General features: G+C 41.9%; 12 protein-coding genes. 9 read left to right on the forward strand and 3 right to left on the reverse strand.

Going from position 1 to position 15,991, the window contains the following annotated elements; all coding sequences use genetic code 11:
* Window positions 1–2: 2 nt before the first annotated feature.
* The 3 genes from ACFSQ3_RS15250 (at window position 3) to ACFSQ3_RS15260 (ending at window position 1,600) form a co-directional block, all read left to right on the forward strand.
* Window positions 3–644 carry a DUF2911 domain-containing protein gene (locus ACFSQ3_RS15250; RefSeq protein ID WP_380870436.1) on the forward strand — a complete coding sequence of 214 codons (642 nt, stop codon included), beginning with the start codon at window positions 3–5 and terminating at the stop codon, window positions 642–644.
* Between the two features lie 139 nt (window positions 645–783).
* Entirely contained in the window at window positions 784–987 is a 204-nt protein-coding gene (locus ACFSQ3_RS15255) for a hypothetical protein (protein WP_380870437.1), read from the forward strand.
* Window positions 988–1,039: 52 nt separating this feature from the next.
* Window positions 1,040–1,600, forward strand: a complete 561-nt coding sequence (locus tag ACFSQ3_RS15260) for a type 1 glutamine amidotransferase domain-containing protein (protein WP_380870438.1) — start codon at window positions 1,040–1,042, stop codon at window positions 1,598–1,600.
* Window positions 1,601–1,692: 92 nt separating this feature from the next.
* Here the strand turns inward: ACFSQ3_RS15260 and ACFSQ3_RS15265 are convergent, their stop codons facing one another.
* Entirely contained in the window at window positions 1,693–2,070 is a 378-nt protein-coding gene (locus tag ACFSQ3_RS15265; RefSeq protein ID WP_380870439.1) for a hypothetical protein, read from the reverse strand.
* Between the two features lie 310 nt (window positions 2,071–2,380).
* Between ACFSQ3_RS15265 and ACFSQ3_RS15270 the strand changes: the two genes are divergently transcribed.
* From ACFSQ3_RS15270 to ACFSQ3_RS15285, 4 genes are read left to right on the forward strand one after another with little or no spacing between them, the layout of a single operon-like run.
* The gene (locus ACFSQ3_RS15270) at window positions 2,381–4,777 is read left to right on the forward strand and encodes an ABC transporter permease (RefSeq protein ID WP_380870440.1); all 2,397 of its coding nucleotides are present in this window, start codon (window positions 2,381–2,383) and stop codon (window positions 4,775–4,777) included.
* A gap of 52 nt (window positions 4,778–4,829) precedes the next feature.
* Window positions 4,830–5,804: a DUF4097 family beta strand repeat-containing protein gene (locus ACFSQ3_RS15275; RefSeq protein WP_380870441.1), complete on the forward strand. Its 975-nt coding sequence runs from the start codon at window positions 4,830–4,832 to the stop codon at window positions 5,802–5,804.
* Between the two features lie 6 nt (window positions 5,805–5,810).
* On the forward strand, window positions 5,811–8,225 hold the full coding sequence (locus tag ACFSQ3_RS15280; protein ID WP_380870442.1) for an ABC transporter permease: 2,415 nt from the start codon (window positions 5,811–5,813) through the stop codon (window positions 8,223–8,225).
* Window positions 8,226–8,236: 11 nt separating this feature from the next.
* Window positions 8,237–10,615, forward strand: a complete 2,379-nt coding sequence (locus ACFSQ3_RS15285; protein WP_380870443.1) for an ABC transporter permease — start codon at window positions 8,237–8,239, stop codon at window positions 10,613–10,615.
* A 206-nt stretch (window positions 10,616–10,821) separates the two neighbouring features.
* Here the strand turns inward: ACFSQ3_RS15285 and ACFSQ3_RS15290 are convergent, their stop codons facing one another.
* The gene (locus ACFSQ3_RS15290; protein WP_380870444.1) at window positions 10,822–11,430 is read right to left on the reverse strand and encodes a hypothetical protein; all 609 of its coding nucleotides are present in this window, start codon (window positions 11,428–11,430) and stop codon (window positions 10,822–10,824) included.
* A 200-nt stretch (window positions 11,431–11,630) separates the two neighbouring features.
* Between ACFSQ3_RS15290 and ACFSQ3_RS15295 the strand changes: the two genes are divergently transcribed.
* The gene (locus ACFSQ3_RS15295) at window positions 11,631–12,590 is read left to right on the forward strand and encodes a glycoside hydrolase family 43 protein (RefSeq protein ID WP_380870445.1); all 960 of its coding nucleotides are present in this window, start codon (window positions 11,631–11,633) and stop codon (window positions 12,588–12,590) included.
* A 166-nt stretch (window positions 12,591–12,756) separates the two neighbouring features.
* Window positions 12,757–13,422 carry an ABC transporter ATP-binding protein gene (locus ACFSQ3_RS15300; protein WP_380870446.1) on the forward strand — a complete coding sequence of 222 codons (666 nt, stop codon included), beginning with the start codon at window positions 12,757–12,759 and terminating at the stop codon, window positions 13,420–13,422.
* A gap of 258 nt (window positions 13,423–13,680) precedes the next feature.
* Here ACFSQ3_RS15300 and ACFSQ3_RS15305 read toward each other — a convergent pair whose 3' ends face one another.
* Entirely contained in the window at window positions 13,681–15,990 is a 2,310-nt protein-coding gene (locus ACFSQ3_RS15305) for a GH92 family glycosyl hydrolase (protein WP_380870447.1), read from the reverse strand.
* Window position 15,991: the final 1 nt, after the last annotated feature.

Below are 15,991 nucleotides of genomic sequence, written 5' to 3' on the forward strand. Positions count from 1 at the left end.
AAATGAAAATCAGAAATTATCACTTCCTATTCGCAGCCTTAACAGCTCAACTTTTCCTATTCGCTTGCAACGGTATCCCAAAATCTGACAAAAAAGAAGCGGATGAAAGCCATGAGCATCATCACAAACCAAGTAAAAATGCCGATGCATATATTGACAGCCTAAATAAGGGATTGGTTAAAGTAGATTCGTTGAAAGGAAGTCCGCAACGCATAGCCATGACAAACGTTGGAGATGCACATATTCACATCAGCTATCGTTCTCCAGGCGTAAAAGATCGTGTGATCTGGGGTGGACTCGTTCCTTACAATCAAGTTTGGGTTACGGGCGCGCATAGCGCTACCAGCATTTCTTTCAGTCATTCCGTTAAAATCGCTAATCAACACGTTGAAGCAGGAACCTATGCGATCTTTACGATTCCAGGTGAAGATGAGTGGATTTTTATTCTGAACAAGAATTACCGTCAACACCTTGCTGATGACTATGATGAGAAAGAGGACGTATTGCGTATAAATGTCAAACCTGAGCAACACGACATGACGCAACGTTTAACATACGAAGTGATTGATTCCGGCGAAAACCACGGAACCGTAAGTATCGCTTGGGAGAAGCTGAAATTAGCAATTCCTTTCGTTGTGCAGTAGTTTTAAATACGCAAAAGGTAAGAAACGCAGGAAGATGCACCCAATACGCTAACCTCCTGAGTACATACCCCTAAAAATCGATTAGTTCGTAACATTACGTAAAAGTTGATGTTGATAATGGTAAACAATACGACACGCCATGAATCGATATACACTTATCATATTACTAGGAGGCGTAATAGGTTACACCTCCTGTTATAACCGAAGCGCGGAGAAGGAAACCCCGTTGCAAGAAACAAGCACAAGAGAAATGAATCCCATGCTGAAGAGCGATTCAGCAAGTCGGGATACGATGTCAGACGAGTCTTTAGATCCGATGATGGATACACCTGCCACTATCTAAGCTTTAGTAGGAAGTTTTATTTCAAAATACATATTAACATAAACAACATATTATGGGCAAGCTAACAGAGAAGAAAATTGCGATTTTAACAGAAGATGGATTTGAGGAAATAGAATTAACAAGCCCAAAGTCGGCATTGGAAGAAGCTGGTGCGACGGTGCATATTATTTCTCCGAAAAAAGATAAGGTGAGAGCGAAAGAAGGCGATGATTGGAAAGGCGATTATCCAGTTGATGTAACGTTATCCAATGCATCTGAATCGGACTATGACGGCTTATTAATTCCGGGAGGTGTTATCAACCCCGATAAGTTAAGGGTAAATGAAGCGGTGCTTTCGTTCGTAAAATCATTCTTTGATGCTGGGAAGCCAGTATCAGCAATTTGTCATGGCCCTCAAGTACTGATCGACGCAGAAGTTGTGGAAGGTAGAAAAATTACATCTGTAGGCGCGATAAAGAGAGATTTGATCAATGCTGGTGCTCATTGGGAAGATAGCGAAGTAGTTACTGATCAGGGTTTAGTGACCAGTAGAACACCAGAAGATTTGCCTGCTTTCAATAAAAAAATAGTGGAAGAGTATGCGGAAGGCAAACACAAAGGACAACACGCGTAGGACTATAACGCAACAACTATATATATGAAAAATGGGCAGACCGATCAAAACGGCTGCCCATTTTCCTTTTATCTTATTGTCATAAACATCCCTTAATCCAAATCGGACATACTCCGTTTTCCGGCTTCCAAAATTGGAATATTTCCTTCCGTCGGTACGTAAATAATTTGGCTAATCGTTCCAGCTTTCAAAGCTTCACCAAATGCTCCAATAAATTCTTGCTTACGATATTCTGGGTAGCGCTGCGCTGCTTCGCCCATAATCTTAATAGCTTCAGCTTGCAGTGTTGCTGCTTCTTTTTCCGCTCGAGCTTGCTCAATCAAAATTTGTCGAGATTGTGTGGCTTCCGCCAAACGCGCACGTCCGGCCATTTCTTGCTGCCAAACCGAATAGCGTGGCAATCCAAACATTAATCCGAGAATGATTCCGATAGCTACTACCACAATCAACAAAACAGGAAGTATTTTCATATGTAATTTTTTATTTTGATGGCCATATGGAATGTCCTGATCACTTTAATTGGTATTTGTATTGCGCAATCATAGACATTTCACATGATATCTTAGGTATTTGTAAAAATATACGAAAATTTCCGCTTTCGATCAATACCTGTTCACTTTCGAACGAAATATTGTCCATTATCGAACAGTTAACAATGCCTTCAAAAATATTAAAAAACTAAAAATCAATGAGTTAATTATTAGGTTTCAAATTTGGTACAGCAGCATTGACGTCATTGCAGAAAGTTTTTGCGAAAAATGACAGATTAACTCAACCAACATGACAACGAATATCAAAAATGCTTGGCGAAATATACGCAACCACAAATTATTCAGCACTCTGAACATTGTCGGCTTGGCGATTTCTTTTGCGGTAACCATCTTGCTTCTATCTTTTGTGCAAAAAGAAACCAGCTTCGATAAGTTTCACACAAATTGGGAACATATTTACCGCGTGAATACGCAGTTCGACGCCGAATACAATAGTTCGAAGTGGTCTCGATTGCCAAACGCCGTTGCGCCGGCGATGATGGCGGAAGTTCCCGGTGTAAAAAATGCTGCTCGTTTGGTAAAACGCGATTTTGGTGCGATCGCGTCCATCCGAGTTGGCGAAGAAAGCTTTAGCGAAAACAGCATTTACCTTTCAGATTCCAGCCTATTCAGCATCTTCGATTTTCATTTCGTTGAGGGCAATGCCGCGCAAATATTCGAACATCCAAACAGCGTCGTAATCTCCACATCCACGCGCGATAAATTCTTTCATGGCGAATCGGCCGTTGACCGATTGATTACCGTAAATAATCGTGATACCATGCGTATCAGTGGTGTTTTCGAGGATATGCCTGAGAATAGCTTTCTAGATTGCAATGTTGTCTACAACATTATGGACAGCTGGATGGGGAAAGATGTGTATTGGTCAAATTCGAGTTACGAAACCTATTGCCTATTGGATCCAAAAGCTAATCCGATGGAAGTAGAAGCGAAAACGGATGCGCTGCTGGATAAATACATGACTCAAAATCGCTTCTTGACGCAACTATTCTTACAACCTTTGAAAGATATTCATTTGCATTCTAGCGAGCTGAACGAAAGTTATTCATCCCGATCCGGTAGTTATTCCAGCATCAAACTAGCAACGATTCTGGCAATAATTACCTTAGTGATTGCCTGCATTAATTACATGAATTTGGCAACAGCGCGTTCGTCCAAAAATGCACGCGATGTTGGTGTCGCAAAAGTGCTTGGTGCAAGCTCGGCGCAGGTAGCGAAGCGTTTTTACACGGAAGCAGCCTTAGTCACGCTGATTGCTATTGTGATTGGTTATGTGCTCGCGATTCTCGCATCGCCCTATTTCGAACACATTACGCAATCGCAATGGGGCTATCAAGAACTCATCAACCCAACATTAATCGGAATAACGTGTATGCTCTGGATTGCGATCACCTTATTGGCGGGAAGTTACCCGGCATTCTACATGACACGCATTCGTCCACTTATCTTGATGAATCAAAGTGCGCTGAAAAACACATTTGCCAACGGAATGCGCCGCGTGCTTGTCGTAGCTCAGTTTTCGGCCTCCATTATTTTGTTGAGTTCCATCATCGTGATCGCGCAGCAAATGAACTATATCAGCAATAAAGATTTGGGCTATGAGCCGTCCGGAGTACTTGCAATATCGATCAATTCCTTGTCGTCAAGAACACAGCTTCAGGCACTAACTGATGAGATCAGCAAGTTGGCAGGAACGCAGGATATGGTGGCTGCGCAAAGTTTGATGGGTGACCGCGAAAGCGGGAAAAATGTGTACAAAAATGTAACGGACGAAAAAGGATTGGATATTTCAACAAACAGCGTCAACGGTCCGATTGTCAACACATTTGAGCTCAATCTTTTAGCAGGAAACGATCTTCCGGCGAACCTATCAGAAACAGATACAACCTGTTACGTACTGATTAACGAAACGGTGGCGAAGTATTTAGGTTATAAAAATCCGGAAGATGCCGTCGGAAAACCAATTATTACAGAAATGCGAAGAAACAATTCGGTCATATCAGGGGTGCTTCGAGATTTTCATTATACTTCATTAAAGCAGTCGGTTGGCGGTTATGTGTACTATCGCATGAATCGTCCGAACGAATCACAAATGCATTTGTTCACACGTTTTCAAACCGCCGACATTGGTAATTACGTGGCTAGCGTGGAAGAAGTTTTCAAGAAAAATGTGCCGGAAGGTGCGTTCGTATACGAATTCACGGACGACCATGTTGCCAAAATGTATAAAGAAGAAACGCGTACTGCCAACATTACGGGATTGTTTTCTGCTTTGGCCATATTAATTTCCTGCTTGGGATTATTCGGATTAGCGACATCCACGGCAGAACAGCGCATTAAAGAAATTGGAATCCGAAAAGTTTTAGGTTCCAGCGTTAGCGGCGTTGTGATGCTGCTCTCTAAAGATTTTGTTAAGTTGGTGTGTTTATCAATTGTCATCGCCACACCGATTGCATGGTGGGCGATGAACAGTTGGTTGGCCGATTTTACATATCGCGTCGCGTTAATGTGGTGGGTTTTTGCCGTTTCGGGATGCATAGCGATTATCATCGCGTTATTAACCGTAAGCGGACAAGCTTTGCGCGCTGCTTTAGCAAATCCCGTAGAAAGCTTACGCAACGAATAAACAATTATTAATCATTATTTACACAACATATTCATTTAAAACAGACCTAATTATGCGTTACATTATCTTCATCATCAGTTTTATCGCCAGCATTCTTTTTGCGGAAGCGCAACAAAAAGATGTGTCATACACCCTTAAAAAGTTTTCGTCTTCCTCTATCAAATCATTAGATGCAACTACCGTCGGCGGTTGGGTTCGCGTGGATGGCGGCAGTCAAAAAGAAGCTTCTGTCGAAGTAATCTTAAATCCGAATGGTAATTCTTGGCGTTCCAAAGACGGCGATCTGAAAACTACATTCGAGCGCGAATTTGATTTAGAATTGGGCGTAAGCTCCGGCAAATTGGTAGCGAAAGTGAAACGTAAAAATGGAAAAAATGGCAATAGTCCGCTTTCTATTTCCTACATCATCACCGTTCCGACAACTATTCATTCCCAAGTAAAAACAGCAGGCGGAAGCATCAAAATGAACAATTTAAAAGGCAACCAAGTATTTTCTACTGCTGGCGGAAGTTTAACGGCAAGTAACCTGAGCGGAACGATTGATGGGAAAACTTCCGGTGGAAGCATCACGGCAACGGACTGCGATGGCGATATCCAAATCTCCACTTCTGGCGGTTCTATCCGTATGGAAAATTTGAAAGGAACAATTATCGCTAAAACGGCAGGTGGATCCATCACCGGTAAATCTGTCGACGGCAAATTGGACGCATCCACTTCCGGCGGATCCATTCGTCTAGAAGAAGCATCTGGGGATATAAAAGCTGCAACTTCAGGAGGAAGCGTAACTGCGTCGGTAACGGCAGTAACTAGTCCATTGCATTTCACCACTAGCGCTGGCAGCATCAATCTCACTTTACCAAAAGGATCGTATGATTTGGATTTGAGCGGCAGCCGCGTCAACGTAGATCATTTGCAGAACTTTTCCGGCAGCACACAAAAAGGAAACATCAAGGGAAGCTTGAACGGAGGTGGATATGCTGTTAAAGCAACCACGTCGGCTGGTTCGGTAAACCTGTCTTGGCTATAATTCACTATGCAAAATCATCTAAAAACCGCTTGGCGGAATATCCGCAGAAAAAGTGCTTTTAGCGCCATCCATGTCTCGGGCATGGGTGTCGCTATTGCTGTTGCAACCTTGTTGTTCCTAACGGCCATGTTCGAATTGTCCTTCGATAATTTCCATTCCGACCGGGACAAAATCAGTATGCTTTATTTTAAATTGAATCCCGTCGCGGGTGATCGATTTGGAGAAACTATGCCAACGCCATTTGCTCCAACGCTGAAAGCAGAGATCGAAGGGTTTGAACAAATCACACGTTATTATCAAGGCGGTGCACTATTTCGGAATGGCGACAAACAATTTCAATCCGATACGAAATTCGTTGATCCAGCGTTTTTCGACGTGTTCAATTTCACCATCGAAAAAGGTAGCAAAGCGAGTGCACTAAAAGGTTTAGATGATATTGCGTTAACTGATCGCTTGGCGACATCATTGTTTGGAAATAGCGATGTGGTTGGGAAATCGGTGGAAGTTTACCTGAACGGCATTTGGACGACCAAGATGATTTCCGCCGTTATGGATGATATTCCGAAAAACTCCAGTTTGCAATTCACGTCGCTTATTCGTTTTGAACACAAGCCGATTTACAAAGAATATTTAGACCATTGGAATCACAACGATCATACGGTATTTGCTAAATTATCCTCCGAAAATCTACAACCATCGGTCTTTCGCGAGAAAACAAAACCATTTCTAGAAAACCATTTCAAAACGCATATTGAGGAGTTAAAGCGCGATGGTGCAAGTGCAGATGCGAAGGGCGATTATCTATCGTTACATGCACTTTCCATGACCGACTATCACCTTAATAGCGATGGCCTGGGCGATGGTGGGTCGCCTACCTTTCCCTGGATTCTGTTATCCATCGCCGGATTGCTAATCTTTATCGCTTGCTCCAATTTCATCAATCTATCGCTGGCATTAGGCTTAAACAGAAAACGGGAAATCGGAACGCGCAAAACGCTGGGAAGCACCAACGCGCAATTGATCTTACAGTTTTGGTCAGAATCTCTATTGATTACCTCCTTTGCGTTGATCTTTGGTTTAGTCTTGGCAGCGTTGATATTGCCGATGTATAATGCCAATATGGGATACAGCATCAAATTGTATGAACTCCTAACGCCGATTAATTTATTTTTATTTTTGATCACTTTCCTATTGATCACGGGTGTTGCCGGAGGATATCCTGCTTGGAATAATGCGCGTTCTAACGTGATTGAAGCATTAAAAGGCGTAAAATCGGGTCGTAATAAAAATACGGTTCGAAATAGCTTAACGGTGGTTCAATTTGCTATTGCAACGTTGCTAATCATCGGCACTATCGTTATCAGCAATCAATTGCACTATTTAGCGAACAGACCGCTGGGCTACAACAAAGCAGAAGTTATCAGTATTCCAATCGGCGAAGGCATTGACGGACAGCAAGCGCTCGAACGGATGCGCATAGCACTATCGTCCGCACCGTTTGTCACGCACGTAACCGGAACCGACATTAACATGGGACGCGGTCGGGATGGCAGCATTTCCAATTCGAAGTTAGGGTTTGATTACGAAGGTCGCGGCGTGTCCACACATTATCTACGCATTGACTACGATTATTTGGATGCCATGGACATTGAGTTGTTGGCGGGTCGTGATTTTTCAAGAAGCTTTGGAACGGATACTAGTGCGGTAATTATCAATGAACAAATGGCCGCAGCTTTAGGCGGGATTGACAAAGCGTTAGGAAAGAAAATTGACATCGATGGTGAACCGACCATTATTGGCATTGTCAAAGATTTCAATTTTAAAGATCTAAGGCAGGATGTTGCCGCGCTAACCATGTCCATCAATCCAACTACGAATTTTGCGGTGAGGTATATATTTGTGCGCGTAAAAACCGACAATCTTGCAAAAGCGTTGGCCGACGTCGAAAAGGTTTGGAAAGATATTAATCCGAAAGCTATCAGCGAAGCTTCCTATTTGGATGAAAACACAGAAAATATGTATCAACGCGATCGTCGGTTCGCGCACATTATTGTTGGTGGAGCGATCGTCGCTATCCTTATTTCCTGCATGGGCTTATTCGCGATGGCGTTGCTTACGATTAATCTTCGCATTAAAGAAATCGGTATCCGGAAAGTATTGGGTTCCAGCATTTCGAGCATCGTATTATTATTATCTAAAGATTTTATCAAACTCGTTGTTCTGGCTTTATTGATTGCCTCACCAATCGCTTGGTGGATTATGCAGCGTTGGCTCAGCGATTTTGCATATCGGGTCTCGATTTCCTGGTGGATATTTTTATTGGCGGGAGCTATATCCATTACCATCGCGCTGCTCACCATTAGCGGACAAGCTATCCGCGCAGGAAGACGCAATCCGGTGAAGAGTTTGCGAGATGATTAAGAACTGATGTTATGTGGAAAAACTATTTGAACGTAACCTACCGCAACTTATTACGGTATAAAGCATTTTCGCTATTAAACATAGTCGGACTTTCTGTTGGTTTGGCTTCCAGCCTACTTATTTTGCTTTGGGTAAAACATGAGCGCAGTTACGATCAATTTCATGATAAATCGGCAAAAATTTATCGTTTGACCAGCGGGCTTTCTCAGGAATTCGTCGCTGCGACAACTCCACCTCCCCTAGCTGAAGATCTTCGAAACAATATTCCGGCAATCAAAGATTTTGTCAGATTGACGCACCGTGTGAATCATCTTTTCGAAAACGACGGAAAGCGCTTTGAGGAGAAAGAAGGCTTCTACGCAGATTCCAATTTCTTCCAGTTTTTCTCCTTTCCAATACTTCATGGCAATATCGCTACCGCGATGAACACGCCGGATGCCATTATCCTTACAGAAAAAATGGCGATTAAATACTTTGGAACATCCGATGTAGTTGGAAAAACGCTTCAAAAGGATCATAAACAAGCTGTGAAAGTTTCCGCGGTTTTGGCCGACCTACCGACCAATTCTCATTTGCAATTTGATTTTCTGATGCCTTTGTCGGCAATACAAGAAGGTGCTTGGAATTATCCGAGTCAAGATTGGCGAAACTACATTTATTACACCTACCTACAGCTGGATGATAATTTTGAATCGTCGCCAAACGCGATACATGCTTTATCAAAAGACATCATTCGGCAGTACCAAAAGCATGTAGATGCTTCAATGCTTAAAACAATTTTCAATTTACAGCCATTAACGGACATCCATTTGCATTCGCAAAATTATCAAGTCGATTTGGCCGTACACGGGCATCATCAGTATGTAATCACATTATCTTTTGTCGGATTATTCATCTTGATCGTCGCCTGCATCAATTACATGAACTTATCCACCGCACGCTCTGCACGGAGAGCTCGCGAAGTGGGTTTGCGCAAAGTGGTTGGTGCCCAACGTCGCCAATTGATTTTTCAATTCCTTGGTGAATCATTTTTAATTACCGCGCTTTCGATAATCCTATCTTTGGCGCTCGTTTTCCTTTTACTTCCTTCTTTCGGTTTGTTGATCGGAAAACGTTTATCCATCACGTTGTTCGATCGTAGTATGCTTGGCTACGTATTGGCCATCGTACTATTCACCGCCTTATTCGCAGGAAGCTACCCAGCCATTTATCTGTCTAGTTTCAAACCTTTGCTCGTACTGAAAGGTATTTTGACCTCCCAAAGAAGCGGGCATCGAATATTCAGAAACAGCTTGGTGATTTTACAATTCGTGGTATCTATCTTTCTTTTAGTCGGTACCATCGTAATTTATAAACAATTGGAATTCATCCGAAATCGCGATAATGGATTTGATAAATCGAATTTGCTTTATGTATCCATGAGTGGGGAAATCTGGAGTAAGCAATCGGCGTGGAAAAATGCCTTATCCGAAAATCCGCTAACCAGCAATTATACCATAACCGACGCACTTCCATCGAACCTAGTAAGCGGAACGGTCGATTTCCAATATGAAGGAAAAGATCCAAACTCAGAAATGGTGGTTCCAATGATGGATATTGATGAAAGTTTTGTCGATGTTTTTGGAATGGAAATGATTGCCGGACGAACTTTCTCTAAAAGCTACACAGATTCTACGAGCTATATTGTAAATGAGCGGATGGTAGCCGTTATGGGAATGACACCGGAAGAAGCTATTGGAAAGCCCTTTGCCGTTTGGAGCAAAAAAGGCCAAATTGTTGGTGTAGTCAAAGATTTCAATTTCAAACCAATTAGCCAATCGGTAGGTCCGCTTATGTTGCAATATAACCAATGGGGTGGAATGGCAGTTATCCGCACCAAACCTAAAGAATTGCAAGCCACGATCAATGCGATTACGAAGATCAACGATCAACTCAATCCGAACTACCCGGTGAATTATGGTTTCTTCGACGAGGATTTGGAGAAATTATATGCATCGGAACAACGATTAAGCAACTTATTTTCTGTGTTTGCAGGCTTGGGGATCTTTATTTCTTGCTTGGGATTATACGGATTATCTGCATTTATGGCAGAACAGCGTTTCAAAGAAATTGGTATTCGAAAAGTGTTGGGATCATCTATCCCACAAATCATTTTTCTGCTCATCAAAACCTTTATCAGCTTAATGGCAATTGCCATTTTAGTTGCTATTCCATTGTCTTGGTACAGCTCGATTCACTGGCTGAATGGTTTCGCATATCGAATTAATATGAATTGGCAAATCGCACTTTTTGCGACCTCAATCGCAGTATTTATCGCTTTGCTGACTATTGCTTTCGAATCCGTCAAAGCCGCCGTAGCGAGTCCGGTAAAGAGTTTGCGAGATGATTAAGGGAAGATTAGAAGTATGATCAGTGATGCGATCTAGCATTTCATATTTTAGCGAGTTATTTATCGTGAGATTGTTTCGTAATTTCCTTGCAAGGACGAAAAGATCGTCATCGCGACGCCGAGGCACGAGTGGTAAAGCGATCTGCAACGGCACATTTTAGCTAGCTGTCATCTAGCGAGATTGCTTCGTGATGACGACATCATTCGCTAAATAAAAATGTGTGACATAAAAACGATTGGGACAAGCAGAGTCGGTAATAATACAAAAGGAAAATAGAGAACCGCAACATTAGGTTGATCAAAAGCGAATTGTTGTATAGGAATTGGCGACGACAAAATCCCCATCAGTAACACTGAGGACAACGATATCATTCCGAAAACAGACCAAATTCTAATTATGCTTTTGAGCTTCGATTGATCAAAAAATTTCAATCCAATTAAAATTAGTAGTGCACACAAGCCAATTAAAATATCAAAATTATAACCTCGGAAGGTCATAATGATTGGCAGTTGATTGGAAATAAACAACTTGTAAAGTATAAACTCAACAGGTATCCTAAGTATGTGTATCAATAACAATGTCTTTATATTAAAACGTCTATTCTTCAGCAACTGAATAATGGTTAAACAAATCAAAGTTGTACCTACAAGGACGATCGCCAAGAAATGAGGCTTTTCTACAAATACGCCTTTTAGACCAAGAAAAGCGACAATAGAACTCCAAATAGCCAGTAGCATAATGGATTTCGCATCTTTTATTTCATAAGAAAAGAGGAATAAAGCCAGTATGGCGATTAATAAGAAAGTGATATCCATAGTTTAATAACTTGATACGTAAAGATACCAACTCAGCTATTTACAAACCTTGCCATATGATAATAAATCAACACGAGAATTGTACGCTTCCACAACGCTATCCATCAAAAATACTTCCCCAACAACAACTTCCAATCGAACAAAAAATACTATATTAGAAACTCGATACCATGAAAATATAAACGCTAAATCGAAAAAGCATGAACAAAATAATCACGTTGTTGGCTGCAGGTTTGCTGGGATCCAGTTCCTATGCAGTAGCGCAACAAAACCCTGTTTTCCCCGGCAATTACGCCGATCCTGAAGGGATTGTATACAATAACACGTACTGGATCTTTCCTACGTACTCTGCGCCATACGAAGAGCAGATCTTCTTCGATGCATTCTCATCCAAGGACTTGGTAAACTGGGAGAAGCACCCTCGAATCTTGGACAACAACGAGGTAAAATGGGCAAACAAAGCGATGTGGGCACCGGCTGTATTGGAAAAAGATGGAAAATACTACATATTCTTCGGTGCAAATGATGTGCACCCGGGCGAAACGGGAGGCATCGGCGTGGCTGTCGCCGACAAACCAGAAGGTCCGTACAAAGACTTGCTAGGCAAACCACTAATCCAAGAGAATGTTAATGGTGCGCAGCCTATTGACCAGTTTGTTTTCAAGGATAAAGACGGCACTTATTATATGTATTACGGTGGCTGGAAACATTGTAATATGGTGAAATTAAAACCAGATTTCACGGGCTTATTACCTTTCGACGACGGTAGCTATTATAAAGAAGTAACGCCAGAAAATTATGTGGAAGGACCGTTTATGTTTATCAAAGATGGTAAATATTACTTTATGTGGTCGGAAGGAGGTTGGACTGGTCCAGATTACAAAGTGGCGTATGCTATTGCAGATTCTCCATTTGGTCCTTTCAAACGTGTGAACACCATTCTGGAACAGGATCCGGCTATCGCTACTGGCGCAGGACACCACTCGGTAATTAAAACGCCCAATGAAGACAAATACTTCATCGTATACCATCGTCGTCCATTAGGTAAAACGAGTGCACACGACCGCGTTACCTGTGTGGAAGAATTGCATTTTGATGAACATGGACTTATTAAGCCGGTCAAAATGACTTTCGAAGGCGTCAGTCATCCATTAAAATAATCTATGATTTTTTAATAGTTTACATGCTGTTCGAAATTGGACAATCCACTGTTCAGTTTCGAACAGCTTTTTGTTTAATAAAAGAATTAAACATTAATAACCAAATACTTACCAGCTTGGCAATATCCTTGAAACTGCCGAATACATCTAACATATTATTGCATACATGATCGAACTTAAAAATATATTCAAGTGGTACAATGTCGGCGGAGCCAGAACATTCGTATTGAAAGATATCAATTTACGTATTGAGGAGGGCGAATTTATTTCCATTATGGGACCATCCGGTTCAGGAAAATCCACCCTACTGCATATTCTCGGTAATTTGGATATGCCCGACGAAGGAAGTTATCATTTCTTGGAGGAAGATGTGTACTCCCTTAAAAATAAAAAGCGCGCAGAATTATTTCAATCTCGTGTCGGATTTGTATTCCAATCCTATCATTTAATCGATGAATTGACAGTTTATGAAAACATCGAAACGCCGTTGATCTATAAAAATATTTCCGGTTCGGAGCGTAAAGCTATTGTCGCCGATATGTTAGACCGGTTTGGGATAGTCGGTAAAAAGGATTTGTTTCCGAATCAATTGTCCGGTGGACAGCAACAAATCGTAGGTATTGCACGCGCGTTGGCTGGATCGCCGTCGCTAATTCTGGCCGACGAACCTACCGGAAACCTGAATTCTCAACAAGGAGAAGAGGTGATGAAATTATTTAAACAACTTAATGAAGAAGGCGTTACGATCATTCAAGTTACGCATTCCGAGAAAAACGCAGAATATGGAAACCGAATTATCAACTTATTGGATGGGCAGGTAAAAGCTGGATAAGAGGTTTTTTGGTTTTGAGTTGATAAAGTTGAGGTTGTGGATAAGGTTGATATATTGTTGAGGCGTGAAGATGTTAAGTTTTTAAGTTGTTAAGTCGAGCATTTATGAAAATCTGTAAATATCTGTTTGTGTGATATTTTTCCGCTTCGCGTATCGGCTAACGGGAAATAATAAACGAATTTCCGTAGAACTAAAAAGCAAAAAGCCAGCGATCAGATAAACAGATCGCTGGCTTTTTGCTTTTTTTCAACCGAAAGCTTATGCTTTCTTATTCGGTTTTGATCCCATTTTAAACTGAAGCTTTCCACCATTAATGATGTCGGCATGTTTTAAAATGTAACCTTTCAACGGCTTTCCATTCAAACGAACTTCTTGCACGTAAACGTTTTTATCGCTTTGGTTTGTGGCTTCCACTTCGAATGTTTTACCATTTTCCAATTTTATAGATGCTGATTGTACAAGCGGACTACCTAACCAATAATCGTCCGATCCCGGCGCTATCGGATAGAATCCCATGCTTGAAAACAGATACCAAGCGCTCATTTGTCCACAATCATCATTTCCGCCTAATCCGTCTGAACCATTATGATATTGGTCTTTCAAAATCTTGCGAATCCATTCTTGTGACTTCCAACCTTCGCCTACCATCTGATACAGGTAAGCAACATGATGCGATGGTTCATTTCCATGCACATAGTTTCCGATAATTCCTTCACGCGTAATATCTTCGGTTTGCGCAAAAAACTCATCCGGCAAATACATAGTGAATAGCGAATCCAAATAGGTAGCCAATTTCTTTTTACCACCCAATTGTTCCATCAAACCTTCCGGATTATGCGGTACATACAAGCTGTAATTCCACGTATTTCCTTCGATAAAACCTTGACCATGTGTTTCCAACACATCGAATTTCTCACGGAATTTACCTTCCGCACTTTTCGGACGCATAAATCCGATTGATGGATCAAACATATTGCGCCAGTTTTCTGCGCGTTTCGAGAATACTTGGTAATCTTCTTCCCTATTCAAGTGTTTTGCCAATTGCGCGATGCACCAATCATCGTACGCATATTCCAACGTGTTAGAAACCGAAGTTCCATTCGCTTCATCAGGAACAAAACCTAGATCGATATATTCACCAATTCCTTCGTAGCGACGGTAGTTTGCTGTCGCGATACATGCATCTAACGCTTTATTTGCATCGCCTTTATAAACACCTTTCAATATCGCATCCGTGATAACAGAAACTGCGTGGTAACCGCTCATACACCAATTATCGTTTCCGTAATGTGACCAGATCGGCAACATTTTCAATGTGCTTTGATCGTAATGTGCTAACATGGATTCCACCATATCCGAATTCCGCTTTGGATTGACCAAATTCAGGTAAGGATGAAATGCGCGGAATGTATCCCAAAGGGAGAACGAAGAATAGTTCGTGAAACCATCTGCTTGATGCACCTGATGATCTAAGCCCCGATATTGTCCATTTACGTCCATGTATTCCGTCGGCATCAATGCCGCGTGATACATCGCGGTGTAGAAGTTTACGTAATCCGATTTAGTAGGTAAAGTTGCCTGAATGCGACCCAATTCTTTCTCCCACAAATCTTGTCCTTCGCGTTTGGTACGTTCGAAATCCCAATGCGGAACTTCTGCTTCCATATTCGCCAAAGCATTATCCATACTTACCGGAGAAATAGCCAATTTCACTTGGACATCTTCATTAGCTGCGACATCAAAATCGAAGTGCATGCGAATTTTCTTTCCGGCAATATCCGGGAAGTTATCCGTTTGGTCGAACTTACGCCAAAAGCCTTTGTAAACCTGTTCTTTTTCGAAATTCTTCGTCCCGTAGTTTTTAAAAGGTTTTGAGAATTTCATCGCGAAATGAACAACACGCGTGCGTGCCCACCCGTGAGTTTGGCGGTAACCAACCACGGTATGATCATCCAAAACGCGCACAACAGTCCATACATTTTTATCATCGTAGTTATAGATGCCGTGCATCAAATCGAAGATAATATGGCTTTCTCCAGCTTTCGAAAACGTGTATTTATGATGCCCAACGCGCGAACTCGTTGTAAGTTCCGCCGTGATATCATTCGCATCTAATTTCACCTTGTAGTAATTCGCTTCGGCTTCCTCATTGTCATGATTGAAGGCTGATCGATAACCACTTCCCGGTTTATCGGCTGTTCCAGGATTCAATTTTAAATCTCCGCTGGTCGGCATCAATAGAAAATCTCCTAAATCCGAATGTCCCGTTCCACTAAAATGCGTGTGGCTAAATCCAACGATCGTTGCATCGCTGTATTGGTAACCTGCACAATATTTATACACGTCGCCATTATAACGACCGTTTACGGCATACGGAATCGTATCGGTATCTGGACTCAATTGCACGGAGCCAAAAGGAACAGTAGGGCCAGGATAGGTATGCCCCATCTTCGCCGTACCAATCATTGGATCGACATAGTCGACCAATCGCTTATCTTGAGCTTGGGATGCTCCACAAACGTGCATCATCCCAAGCAAACATATCGCTGCTTTTCCTAAGCTGCTCATT

Origin of the sequence: Sphingobacterium corticis (assembly GCF_042684745.1) — a bacterium.
Classification (GTDB): domain Bacteria; phylum Bacteroidota; class Bacteroidia; order Sphingobacteriales; family Sphingobacteriaceae; genus Sphingobacterium; species Sphingobacterium corticis.

Bases quoted from the DNA above. Each gene is read 5' to 3' on its own strand.
- ACFSQ3_RS15250 (WP_380870436.1), top strand. From the start codon at position 3: ATGAAAATCAGAAATTATCACTTCCTATTCGCAGCCTTAACAGCTCAA.
- ACFSQ3_RS15255 (WP_380870437.1), top strand. From the start codon at position 784: ATGAATCGATATACACTTATCATATTACTAGGAGGCGTAATAGGTTAC.
- ACFSQ3_RS15260 (WP_380870438.1), top strand. From the start codon at position 1,040: ATGGGCAAGCTAACAGAGAAGAAAATTGCGATTTTAACAGAAGATGGA.
- ACFSQ3_RS15265 (WP_380870439.1), bottom strand. From the start codon at position 2,070: ATGAAAATACTTCCTGTTTTGTTGATTGTGGTAGTAGCTATCGGAATC.
- ACFSQ3_RS15270 (WP_380870440.1), top strand. From the start codon at position 2,381: ATGACAACGAATATCAAAAATGCTTGGCGAAATATACGCAACCACAAA.
- ACFSQ3_RS15275 (WP_380870441.1), top strand. From the start codon at position 4,830: ATGCGTTACATTATCTTCATCATCAGTTTTATCGCCAGCATTCTTTTT.
- ACFSQ3_RS15280 (WP_380870442.1), top strand. From the start codon at position 5,811: ATGCAAAATCATCTAAAAACCGCTTGGCGGAATATCCGCAGAAAAAGT.
- ACFSQ3_RS15285 (WP_380870443.1), top strand. From the start codon at position 8,237: ATGTGGAAAAACTATTTGAACGTAACCTACCGCAACTTATTACGGTAT.
- ACFSQ3_RS15290 (WP_380870444.1), bottom strand. From the start codon at position 11,430: ATGGATATCACTTTCTTATTAATCGCCATACTGGCTTTATTCCTCTTT.
- ACFSQ3_RS15295 (WP_380870445.1), top strand. From the start codon at position 11,631: ATGAACAAAATAATCACGTTGTTGGCTGCAGGTTTGCTGGGATCCAGT.
- ACFSQ3_RS15300 (WP_380870446.1), top strand. From the start codon at position 12,757: ATGATCGAACTTAAAAATATATTCAAGTGGTACAATGTCGGCGGAGCC.
- ACFSQ3_RS15305 (WP_380870447.1), bottom strand. From the start codon at position 15,990: ATGAGCAGCTTAGGAAAAGCAGCGATATGTTTGCTTGGGATGATGCAC.